Consider the following 10,570-nt stretch of genomic DNA (forward strand, 5'->3'; position numbering starts at 1 on the left):
GATTGTGAAAAGAACAAAAAGCGGAGGCCAATACAGCCCTGAAGATAATAAGCAAACATTGAGCCGGGGGTTCTCATATACTTAGTGTACGAATAAATCAAAGGTACATCCTGTTTTCTCCTATCGTGATGTGGGGCAGGATGATACAAGCCATCCAAAACATTTCCCTTGACTCCGCCCAGCACGTCCATAAGCTGCATCCAGCATGAGTAACAAGCCAGACAGCAGCCATACCAATTCCGAACCAGTGGACCTCCCCAAAGTCCAGAAAGCGGTGCGGAAAAGGGCCATCAGCGAATTCGGCCAGCCGGTCATCGCGGACGGGTTGGTGAACCGCGTCAGCCTCAGATTGCTTGATCAATCACGGGAAGGGCAAGCTCCACTCTGCTGGGACAAGCTCTACCGCCGCGAGGTGGAGGCCTGGTTCTCCGAACTGCAATCCTATTGCCGGCGCTACACGGTAAAACTTGTCCACGATCCCGAAACCGCTGCCGATATCTGCCAGGATTGCCTGAAGGAACTGCTGCTCTCTCAAAACAGCATCCGCAACGTCAAAGCCTGGATCTGCCGCGTGGCCCACAACAAGGCGGTAAGCCAGATCAATAAAGAGATGAACGAACGGAACCTTGCGCAGGAACTGAAAAACATCCCCGTTCCTGAGGACCCGGAAGACCAAGAGCTACCCGCCCGGCTGGACCGGAAGCAACTGCGCAAACTGCTTTCCAGAGCCGATTATAGCCTCTGGCTGCGCGTCTGCGAGCACAAAACCCTGAAAGACTACGCCCGGGCGGAGGGGATCAGCTACCAGACCGCGAAAGCACGCAAACACCGGATTCGAACGAACCTTCGCAGCGCCTGGCTGCGCGCGCGGGACTGGACTGATTCGCCCCAGGTCCTTTCCCATGATGAATTCAGGGCCATCCAACGCTTCATCTCCAGGCTGCTGGCCAGCTATGGTTCTGGATCCCCGCCCGCCCAACAAGAGCAGCGGAACAAGCTCCGCAATCCCAAACTAGAAGAGGCATTTCAGGGCCTGAGTAAGATCCACGAATGGACCGTTTCCCTGCTGGACGAGGGCGGTTTTTCCCTGCTCGTGGTCGGCATCAGGGATGAACTGCCCCTGCCGGTGAAGCTGTTGGTCAGGTTGGACCGCGCCCACCGGGTGAGGGTGATCGACTGCAGAAGCTTCACAATGATGGCCTTCGCTCCCAGCGATGGAGCCAGGATTTTCACCGCCGAGAAAGGCCGCAACATGTTAAAATACGAAGAGCTTCTGCGCCTGGCACCCAAGTTCACCGTCCTGGACCAGGAGCGCTTTGACCGCATGCTGGAAGACCTCAAACTCCAGGACCATGACTGAAGCGCCTTGGCTGCGACACGTCCAAACACTTTTTCCCTTGACGAAATTCAGCAAGTTTTATCGTTGCCGTAAGACTCAATCCAATAAGGAGCATTAAGATGAAAAGGACTCTGATGATCATCGCCGTGCTGCTGCTGGGCCTGGCCCTGCTGGCAGCCGAAGCCAAGGACGAGGCGATCGAAGCTCTCGACGCCGCCAAAACCCAGATCAACAAGGGCGATTACGCCAAAGCCCGGCAGGAGATAGATTTCGCCCTGGCCAAGATCAACGAGATCCTGGCCGAAGACCTGCTGAAGTTCATCCCGGACAGCTCAGGCGGCTTCACGCTGGAAAGCAAGGACGCCACTTCCCTGAACATGATGGGCGCGAACAACACCGCCGTGGGCAATTACACCAAAGACGACGCCAGTTTCAGCCTCACCATCACCGTGGGCGGGGTTCTGGGCCAAAGTGGCGGCATGATGGGCCTGGCCAACATGTTCGGCGCTGTGGCCCAGGCCGGAAAAACCGTGCGCGTGAGCGGCTACACCGGCACCCAGGAATATGACGAAGACGAAGAGGAAGGCACCCTCACCATCAAAGTGAACGACCAGATCACCGTGATCGTTACCGGAGAGAACATCAAGAATGCCGATCTCCTCAAAACCCTGGCTGAAATGGTGGAACTGGACAAGCTGGAAGAAGCATATTGACCAAGACAATGCCTTGGACGCTCAGTTAACAGAGGCAACTTAAGTATTTACAACCAAGTTAGCACCCTGTTGGATTTCAGTGGCCTGCCCGTGACGGTGTCCGCCCGCAGGTTCAGGCTGCCGGGTAACCAGCAGGCTTGGAAGTGCTTATCAAGCCGAGGGAGGAACCCTGAAATTCCGCTTTCTCCCGGACGGGGAGAGGGCTGAAAAACAGGCCGGCCCAGAGTGAATCTTTATCGAACTCAAAGGATGCTCTGAAAACCCGATCAGGCTGGAGGCTTGAACATCCTTTGCCGCAAACAGAAACAGGAACGGGAAGATGGATTACAAAGAGCATTACCGCCAGGACGCGCTGGTTTTTGACTATTTTCGCCGGGACAAGCTGACCCCCGGCGAAGTGAGGCGCACCCAGTTCACCCTGTCGCTCTGCGCGATCCGGCCCGGAATGCGGGTTTTGGATGTGGGCAGCGGCCGGGGTTGGTTCAGTTTGGCCGCGGCGAAGCTGGGGGCGGAAGTGACGGCTTTGGACCTCAGCGAGTCAAACCTGGCCCGGATCAAGGCGGAGGATCCATCCATCGCAACGGTTTACGGCGACGCCAGCGCTATCCCTGACCTGGGCGGGTTCGACCTCATCGTGGCCCTCGAGGTGCTGGAACATCTGGTGGAGCCGGGAACAGCGCTGCGCGGCATCCGCAAGCTGCTCAAACCGGACGGAACGCTTTTGGTGACAGTGCCTTACAAGGAAGTGATCCGCTATTCCCTCTGCATCCACTGCAACCAAAAGACTCCCGTGAACGCGCATCTGCACAGTTTCGACAGGGAATCCCTGACTGCCGTTTTGGTGCAAAGCGGTTTCCGAGTCAAGGCGGCCAAACGCTTTTACCACCGGGCTTTGGAGCTATTCAAGATCAATTCCCTCACCCGCGGTTTCCCCCTGGGCGTCTGGAAATTTCTGGATCGCCTGAGTGGGATATCCGGCGACAAATACAGCTATCTGGCGATCACGGCCGGTCTTGGAACAGACAACCGTTCAGTAAGTTAGTCCAGTTTTCCAGAGGCCAGGTCGCGGATGTAAGTGAGGGCCTGGACGGCGTTGATGTTGGCGTCCAGGATGTTGAGGGCAGGATTCACAAAATCGGGGTAGGCCAGGTTTGGCGCCAGCAGGGTCGAGACTTTGGTGTGGAGGTAGCCGCTCCGGTCGCGGTAGTCCAAAAAGCGTCCGTAGCGCTGGTCGGAGAGGTTCCCGGACACGGCGCGCCGGTATCTGAGCTGCAGCTTTTTTCCCAGCGGGTAGTCATTATAGGCGGGGATGGGCACGCTCTGGCGTTGGCTGGCGTACTGGTTCATCAGTTCTCGGCCCAGCCTCAGTTCCAGGGGCACCCGGGCCCAGAAATCCGTGTAATCCCTGTCCCAGAGCGGCAGACGCCAGTTCATGCCAAAGAAATCGTAGATGCGGAGCGAATTGACGTAGAGCTTGCTCTGGCGCTGGCGCCAATCCCACTCGTCGTAAAGCGAGGCGGCGATCGGGGTTTGGATGGTTTCCGGAAGTTGGAGGCAGTCTTGCACCCGGGCACCGAACAGCTTGTGCCGCTGATCGTTGGCGCAGTGCCAGAGGTCGTAGTGGTCGCGCAGGATGAGGTCCAGAAGTTCGCGCCGGGTGAGTTCCTCACGGTCGGCAAAGATCAAGGGCAGATCCGCGCCCTGGGACCAACCGCCGGAATGGCCGGGCACGATGATGGCGTCGGAGGGGATCTGTTCCCTTTCCAGCAAGGTTTTCACCGCCAGCCAGTCGTGCACGTGGGGCAGGGAACTGAGGTTGGTGCCAAAGGCAAAATAGCGGCGCATCTCCTCTGAATGGTAGGCTTTGTACCACAGGCGGCGGTTTTGCTCCACGATCAGCCAGGGCAGGTTCAGAAATTTGGCCACCTTGCGCGAGGTGACGCACTCGTCCTGCAGGGAATTGCCAAAAGTGTAGCAGATCACCTTCGGATAGCCCAAGCGCTTGAGCATCACCGCCACCAGGCGCGAATCCAGTCCCCCACTCAGCGGAACCACCAGGGTGCGGCCATTTGCTGAACTGATCAGGCGTTCAAAGACGCGGAGGTGCATCTGGTCCAGGGCCTCCAGAGGATCCCGGGGAGGCTCATATTGCTGGCGGTAAACAAAGTGGTCGCCGATCCGGAGGCTTTGGCTGAGCTTGTCCCAGACCAGGTACTGCCCCGCCTCCAGCTGTTTGATGCCGGCGATCAGGGTATCGCCGCAGCAGGTGTATCCGGCCAGCAGAAACTCCGCCAGGGCATCTTCGTCCAGAGGCGGATCGCCCAAGCGGACGCGGAGTTCGCTGGCGTCTGGGCTGAGCAAAAGTTCCCCGTCCTGAAGGGCGTAAAAAAGAGGCCGGGAACGGATCCTGTCCACCGCAGCGAAAATGTGCGTGTCCGTTTCCAGGGCCAGGCTGAAGCAGCCGTCGGCGGCCTTCAATGTTTCCACAAAGCGTTGTGGAGAACAGTCCGGCGGAAATATCGCCGCGGAGTTTTCCTCGTGAAATTCGCCCTCGAACCAGAGGTAACCGGAGTTGATCAGGTTTTTTTCCATAAAGCTTTGATATCCTCGCCGTCAATGGCAAAAAGGTCGCGCCAGCTGAACTTCTCCCGATACAGGAACAGCGCCAGGTAGAAGATCCCATAAGCCAGGTAGGATACGCTGGAGGCTGTGGCCGCGCCGAAGATGCCCCAGCGCGGGATGAGCAGGAAATTGAGCAAAACGTTCAGCAGCAGGGTGGCCAGGCTGGTATAGAGATGGACCTTGGGGCGGCCCAGAGTGAAGAAATACTGCATCCCCACCCGCGCCACCGAGGCGAAGACCGCTCCGCCCAACAGCACCATCACGCTGGCCACAGCGCCGGCATAGGCCTCGCCGTAGATCACGGGGATCAGCAGGCTGAGCGGGATGCCCGCCAACGCCAGGGCCGCGCAGATATAGAGCGTGAGCTTGAGGGTGCGGGCCATGATGGAGCGCGCCGTGCCGGGCTCGGAGGTGTTGTAAAGCTTGCCCAGCAGGGCCGAACTGACGCTCACCGGCACCAGAAACAACAGCTCGGCCAGAGTCACGGCCACACTGTAGATTCCCAGGGCGCCCACATCCAGCATCTGCCGGATCATGAACTGGTCCGCGCGCAGATGGAGAAAGGAAAACACCGCCCCCAGCCAGAGGATCCCGCCATAGGCGAACTCGGCTTTAAGCAGACCCCGGTCCAGCACCAAAGCGTAGCGCTGACCCACGCCAACGCTCAGCAGCACTGCGTTTAGCAGCATGCCCAGCACGGCCACGGCGAAAAAGCTGAGTGGCGTGAGGGTCCCGGTGAGCCAGAGGATCAGGATCAGCGCGCTTTTAAGCAGGAACACCGCGATGATCTTGCGGTTGCTTTCCAGGATGCGTTCATCGCCCACATACCAGGAGTGGAGGCTGGTGTAGGCAAGATCGGAGCCCACGAAGAGCAGTCCGCCCAGGATGTAGAGCCAGCTGTAGGATGAGAGGACCAGGCCCGTGCCCCGCAAAAAGAGCAGCAGCGAGGCAATCACCCCGAAAAGCAGGCCCAGGCTGGTGAGGTTCACGCTGAAGAGATGGCCGGAGGGCACTCCGCCGCGCTTCATGAAATACATGGTGGAGTTGTTCAGCCCCAGATGCCCGAAATCGCCTATCAGCGTGAATACCAGGATGATGTAGGCCACATGGCCCATGCCCTGCGGACCCAGCACCCGGGCCGCGATCACGCTGGTGGCGAAACCGATCACGATCCGCAGCACCTGGTTGATCAGGTTGCTGGTGATGTTGGCCTTGTAACCCATGTTCAGCCTGTGCTGCTGGCGGGAAGGGAGTTCCGGCTTGCGTTCAGAAGATCTCCGGCTGGTAGTCGGATGGTTTCACGCCCAAATGTTTGTAGGCCTTGAAAGTGGCTTTGCGGCCCTGTGGTGTGCGTTCCAGAAAACCCTGCTGCACCAGGTAGGGCTCGAAGATCTCCTCGATGGTGCCGGCGTCCTCACCCACAGCCGTTGCCAGGGTTTTGAGGCCGACGGGGCCGCCGCGGTAGTTTTCCATGATGGTGAAAAGCAGGCGCTTGTCCATCTCGTCGAGGCCGGCGTGATCCACCTGCAGCATCTCCAGGGCCTGCAGCGCGATATCCAGGGTGATCACGCCGTCACCCATGATCTGGGCGAAATCCCGCACGCGGCGCAAGAGGCGGTTGGCGATGCGCGGAGTGCCGCGGCTGCGGCGGGCCAGTTCAGCCACGCCATCCGCGTCGGCCGGGATCTCCAGGATGCGGGCGGAGCGCTGGATGATCTGGGTGATGGAGTCAAAATCGTAGTAATCCAGCCGCAGCACGATGCCAAAGCGGTCGCGCAGGGGCGGGGTGAGCAATCCGGCGCGGGTGGTGGCCCCGATCAGGGTGAAGGGTTCCACGCTGATGCGCAGGGTGCGCGCGCTGGGGCCGCTGTCCAGGATGATCTCCATCTGGAAATCCTCCATGGCGGGATAGATGTATTCCTCGATCACGTGGCTGAGGCGGTGGATCTCGTCGATGAACAGCACTTCGTGGCGCTGCAGGTTGGTGAGGATGCCGGCCAGGTCGCCCGGTTTTTCCATCACGGGGCCGCTGCTGACGGTGATCTCCACCCCCAGTTCGCGCGCGATGATGCTGGCCAGGGTGGTCTTGCCCAGGCCGGGCGGGCCGTAGAAGAGCACGTGGTCCAGAGGTTCCTTGCGCAGTTTGGCGGCTTTGATGGAGATGTCCAGAAGCTGTTTGAGGTGGCTTTGGCCGATGAACTCGGTGAGGGTGCGCGGACGCAGGGCACGGTCAAATTCCGTGTCCTCAGGCCGTTCCAGCGGAGTGTTTATCCGTTCCAGCATGCCATATCCTTAGTGAAGTTTGCCCCGCAAACGCAGGAAATGCAGTCTCCAAACCATCCAGGCGGCTTCCCAGACGATGTGGCGGCTCATCTTGGAAACGCCGTTCACGCGGTCTGTAAAGACGATCGGGATCTCCTGGATGCGGAAGCCTTTGGCCCAGGCGCGGAAATTCATTTCGATCTGGAAAGCGTAGCCGTCGGAGAGGATCCGGTCCAGATCGATGGCTTCCAACACCTTGCGGTTGAAGCACTTGAATCCGCCGGTGGGGTCATTGACCGGCATCCCGGTGATCATCCTCACGTATTTGGAGGCGAAATAGCTGATCAGCAGGCGCTTGAAGGGCCAGTTGACGATATTCACGCCCTGGCAGTAGCGCGAGCCGATCACCAGGTCCTTTTTGGCGGCCGTGGCCAGCAGACGGGGCAGGTCATCCGGATTGTGGGAAAAATCGGCGTCCATCTCCAAAACATAGTCGTAGCCTTCTTTGAGGGCATGTTTGAAGCCGGTCACGTAAGCGGAGCCGAGCCCCATTTTGCGGGGCCGTTCGATCAGATGGACCCGCGCTTCAGCGGCCATGATCTCCTTCACCGCCTGGGCGGTGCCGTCCGGGGAATTGTCGTCCATCACCAGGATGTGCAGGTCCGGCGATTGTTTCAGCGCGGCCGGGATGATCCTGGCTATGTTGTCGATCTCGTTGTAAGTGGGAATGATGAGCAGGGCTTTCATGATTTGTCCAGGTTGTTCTTTAGAAGCTGTTCGGAGGGCACATCGCGCAGGGGTTTGGCGGGATTGCCCAGCACGATCCTGCCCGCGGGAACGTCACGCGAAACCACTGCCCCACCGGCCACGCAGGCATCCTCGGCCAGCACTTTTCCGGGCAGGATGGTGGCGTTCACGCCGATGCGGGCGCCGCGTTTCAGGGTTACCCCCTTGAAATGATCGAACCGCTCGGGATCGCGGGCCATGTAGTTGTCGTTGCTGGTGGCCACGCAGGGCGCCACGAAGCAGTAATCATCGATTTGGGAATAAGCCGTGATGTAGCAGTTGGTCTCAAATTTATTGCGGTTGCCGATGGTGACGAAGTTTTCGATGGCCACGCCCCGGCCGATGATGTTGAGTTCGCCGATCACCACATTTTCGCGGATGGTGGCCAGGTCCGCGATCAGATTGCGCCGGCCGATCTCGCACTGCATGTAGATCACCACGTTGGCCCCGATCTGGCAGCCGGCTCCGATCACAGTGGGCTTGAGGCCTTCGGGCAGCTTGAAGATGCTGCGCGGTGAGGAAAGCGGGGCTTTGCCGATGATGCTGTTGTCGTCGATCCGCACGTTGTCGCCAATCACACAGCCGGCGTGGATCACCACATTGTGCCCGATCAGGCAGTTTTCACCGATCCGAACGTCGTCCAAAATGACCACGTTCGCGCCTAATTCTGTGTTGGCGCCAACTTTGGCGCTGCTGGCGATATGCTGATTCATCAAACCTCCTTGGCTCAGCGCTATTTTTTTCTCGACAAGTTATCAGGCAAGCAAAAAATGAGCTATATGGTATCCAAATGATGGAAAAAGAACTACAAAGCTACCTGGAATTCCTGCGAGCGGAGGGAAAATCCGCCTGCACCGTCACCGCTTACGGCAGCGACCTGCGCCAGTTTCTGGGCTATGTAGCCAGGTTTTTCCCCGCTGAGGTGGTGGCCGCGGAACTGAGCGTGCAGATGATCCGCGACTGGCTGCGCGAGCTGCATGACAGCCGGGTGGGAAACCGCAGCCTGGCCCGGAAGGCAGCCGCCCTGAAAAGCTTCTTCCTCTGGCTGAAACTCACCGGCAGGATCGCCCTCAATCCCATGGACAAGGTCAAACGCCCCAAATTCGAAAAAGCCCTCCCCCATTTCTTCACCGAGGAAGAGATGCTGGCTTTGCTGCGCATTCCCGATCTGGAAAGCGTTTACGGCGTTCGCAACCGTGCCATCCTGGAACTCCTTTATGCCTCCGGACTGCGCATCTCCGAACTGGCCGCGCTCCGCCTGGTTGATATCGATCTGAAACGCCTGCTGCTGAAAGCTTTCGGCAAGGGCGGCAAAGAACGCCTTGTGCCCTTCGGATCAGAAGCCGCCGAGGCCATCCGGGCCTGGCTGCCACTGCGGGAAAAACTGCTCAGGCCGGACAGTTCTGACAAACTTTTCCTCACCAAAAGCGGAAAGGATTTCGACGGACGCCAGCTCTATACCGTTCTGGGCCAGTATTTCCACCTCGTGGCCCAGAAAAAGGGATATTCGCCCCACACCCTGCGCCATAGCTTTGCCACCCATCTGCTCGCCCGCGGAGCCGACCTCCGGGCCGTGCAGGAAATGCTGGGCCACGCCAACCTGGAAACCACCGCCACCTACACCCACGTGACCCTCGACGATGTGAAAAAAGCCTACCACAAAGGCCATCCGCGGGGAAAGGAATAACTCAGCTGGCTGATCCCTTTTTGGAAAAATGGCGCCCGGTGATCCAGGCGCCAATCTCATTTGTAGTTTGAGCGTTGTTTAGAACAGATAGCCGATGCTGAACACGATGCCGTTGTGAGTGTAGGACACGTCGTCGTTGTTATCGTCCCAAATGTCCGAAAGATCCATCTGGTAGCGGCCGCCGACCAGCAGATCGTCGTTGATCTGCAGATCCAGGCCGATCTGGCCACCGTATTGTAACGGGTTGATCTCGTCCATGATCTTTTCCACGTTGTCGTTGATCTGTCTTTCCGCGATCACGCCATAGCTGATCTGAGGCGCCACGAAAGGCTGGATGGCCAGGCTGCCGAGGTCCAGGTTCAGTTTCAGCAGGATGGGAAGCTCCACGTAGTCGGTGCGGATCTGATAGGTGATGTCATCCAGGATGGGCACTTCGATCAGCCAGTTGTAACCCTTCTGGGTGTACATCAGTTCAGGCTGCAGAATGATGTATTTGCCCACAGGATACTGCGCCAGCATGCCGAGGTGAAAGCCGAGGCGGTCGTCGGTGTTGATGTCGTTGTCGCCGCTGTAGCTGCGGTTGGTGAGGTTAACGCCCGCGCGGACGCCAAAAGCCTCGTTCGCGTAAGCCAGGCTCAGACCTAAAACGGCCAGAAGAAGAATGATCAGAGTTTTCTTCATTTCGGGTACTCCTGTTTGTTTAGTTTTTTTATAGTTGCTTGTCTGTGTTGGTCAACAATTGAGAGCTGCATTAAAAGGTCAGGATATAATTTCCCAGCCTCATTTGCTCACCTCACTCTTATTAATATAAGTGTTTTGGTCATTTCCTGCAATCATTTTTCTTCATCCGGGCTGCATCCGGGGTTTCGATCGGGTGGCATCACAGGAGGAAATCCCCAGAAAACCCTTGCCTGGCTCCCAATATCAATACGGTATCAATACGGAATCAATACGGATTTCATCCGTAATGATTCCGTATTGATACCGTATTGATATTGGGAGCCACTCGGAAAAAAGGTGGAAATCAACTCAGATATAAAGTATCACCCAAACTTGCAAATGGGTTTCACCTGTCACAGTGGTCGTAACTGTTTATAGGATTGTGAGATGAATAGGACTGGCTTTAGACTGTGTCACAGTGGTATTTGGACGTTTTTGGAC

10 protein-coding genes are annotated in these 10,570 nt (G+C 57.9%); 4 read left to right on the forward strand and 6 right to left on the reverse strand.

What is annotated here, in order from left to right:
* Positions 1–205: 205 nt before the first annotated feature.
* The 3 genes from LHW45_04475 to LHW45_04485 all read left to right on the forward strand — a co-directional run bounded on the left by LHW45_04475 (position 206) and on the right by LHW45_04485 (position 3,094).
* The gene (locus tag LHW45_04475) at positions 206–1,360 is read left to right on the forward strand and encodes a sigma-70 family RNA polymerase sigma factor (protein MCB5284829.1); all 1,155 of its coding nucleotides are present in this window, start codon (positions 206–208) and stop codon (positions 1,358–1,360) included.
* A 98-nt stretch (positions 1,361–1,458) separates the two neighbouring features.
* Positions 1,459–2,052 carry a hypothetical protein gene (locus LHW45_04480; protein ID MCB5284830.1) on the forward strand — a complete coding sequence of 198 codons (594 nt, stop codon included), beginning with the start codon at positions 1,459–1,461 and terminating at the stop codon, positions 2,050–2,052.
* Between the two features lie 319 nt (positions 2,053–2,371).
* Positions 2,372–3,094 (forward strand): methyltransferase domain-containing protein, encoded by a 723-nt coding sequence (locus tag LHW45_04485; GenBank protein ID MCB5284831.1) that lies wholly within the window; start codon positions 2,372–2,374, stop codon positions 3,092–3,094.
* Here the strand turns inward: LHW45_04485 and LHW45_04490 are convergent.
* Genes LHW45_04490 through LHW45_04510 form a run of 5 tightly spaced genes read right to left on the reverse strand, consistent with a single transcriptional unit; the run spans position 3,091 to position 8,435 of the window.
* Positions 3,091–4,644, reverse strand: coding sequence for a hypothetical protein (locus LHW45_04490; GenBank protein ID MCB5284832.1), 1,554 nt, complete (start codon positions 4,642–4,644; stop codon positions 3,091–3,093). The genes LHW45_04485 and LHW45_04490 overlap by 4 nt on opposite strands.
* Positions 4,629–5,897, reverse strand: coding sequence for a polysaccharide biosynthesis C-terminal domain-containing protein (locus tag LHW45_04495; GenBank protein MCB5284833.1), 1,269 nt, complete (start codon positions 5,895–5,897; stop codon positions 4,629–4,631). Before LHW45_04495 ends, LHW45_04490 begins: the two co-directional genes overlap by 16 nt.
* Before the next feature lie 43 nt (positions 5,898–5,940).
* The gene (gene ruvB / locus LHW45_04500; GenBank protein MCB5284834.1) at positions 5,941–6,957 is read right to left on the reverse strand and encodes a Holliday junction branch migration DNA helicase RuvB; all 1,017 of its coding nucleotides are present in this window, start codon (positions 6,955–6,957) and stop codon (positions 5,941–5,943) included.
* Between the two features lie 9 nt (positions 6,958–6,966).
* A complete protein-coding gene (locus LHW45_04505; protein ID MCB5284835.1) occupies positions 6,967–7,683 on the reverse strand; it encodes a polyprenol monophosphomannose synthase in 717 nt (238 codons plus the stop codon).
* Positions 7,680–8,435 carry an N-acetyltransferase gene (locus LHW45_04510; GenBank protein ID MCB5284836.1) on the reverse strand — a complete coding sequence of 252 codons (756 nt, stop codon included), beginning with the start codon at positions 8,433–8,435 and terminating at the stop codon, positions 7,680–7,682. The genes LHW45_04505 and LHW45_04510 overlap by 4 nt, the downstream gene beginning before the upstream one ends.
* A gap of 80 nt (positions 8,436–8,515) precedes the next feature.
* On the opposite strand from LHW45_04510, the gene LHW45_04515 reads away from it, so the two are divergent.
* Positions 8,516–9,409 carry a tyrosine-type recombinase/integrase gene (locus LHW45_04515; protein ID MCB5284837.1) on the forward strand — a complete coding sequence of 298 codons (894 nt, stop codon included), beginning with the start codon at positions 8,516–8,518 and terminating at the stop codon, positions 9,407–9,409.
* A 78-nt stretch (positions 9,410–9,487) separates the two neighbouring features.
* Here the strand turns inward: LHW45_04515 and LHW45_04520 are convergent, their stop codons facing one another.
* Positions 9,488–10,090, reverse strand: coding sequence for a PorT family protein (locus LHW45_04520; protein ID MCB5284838.1), 603 nt, complete (start codon positions 10,088–10,090; stop codon positions 9,488–9,490).
* Positions 10,091–10,570: the final 480 nt, after the last annotated feature.

Source organism: Candidatus Cloacimonadota bacterium, assembly GCA_020532085.1.
Classification (GTDB): domain Bacteria; phylum Cloacimonadota; class Cloacimonadia; order Cloacimonadales; family Cloacimonadaceae; genus Syntrophosphaera.

Coding starts and splice junctions, on each gene's coding strand:
- LHW45_04490 (MCB5284832.1), bottom strand. CDS start 4,644: ATGGAAAAAAACCTGATCAACTCCGGTTACCTCTGGTTCGAGGGCGAA.
- ruvB (MCB5284834.1), bottom strand. CDS start 6,957: ATGCTGGAACGGATAAACACTCCGCTGGAACGGCCTGAGGACACGGAA.
- LHW45_04495 (MCB5284833.1), bottom strand. CDS start 5,897: ATGGGTTACAAGGCCAACATCACCAGCAACCTGATCAACCAGGTGCTG.
- LHW45_04520 (MCB5284838.1), bottom strand. CDS start 10,090: ATGAAGAAAACTCTGATCATTCTTCTTCTGGCCGTTTTAGGTCTGAGC.
- LHW45_04480 (MCB5284830.1), top strand. CDS start 1,459: ATGAAAAGGACTCTGATGATCATCGCCGTGCTGCTGCTGGGCCTGGCC.
- LHW45_04475 (MCB5284829.1), top strand. CDS start 206: ATGAGTAACAAGCCAGACAGCAGCCATACCAATTCCGAACCAGTGGAC.
- LHW45_04510 (MCB5284836.1), bottom strand. CDS start 8,435: ATGAATCAGCATATCGCCAGCAGCGCCAAAGTTGGCGCCAACACAGAA.
- LHW45_04505 (MCB5284835.1), bottom strand. CDS start 7,683: ATGAAAGCCCTGCTCATCATTCCCACTTACAACGAGATCGACAACATA.
- LHW45_04515 (MCB5284837.1), top strand. CDS start 8,516: ATGGAAAAAGAACTACAAAGCTACCTGGAATTCCTGCGAGCGGAGGGA.
- LHW45_04485 (MCB5284831.1), top strand. CDS start 2,372: ATGGATTACAAAGAGCATTACCGCCAGGACGCGCTGGTTTTTGACTAT.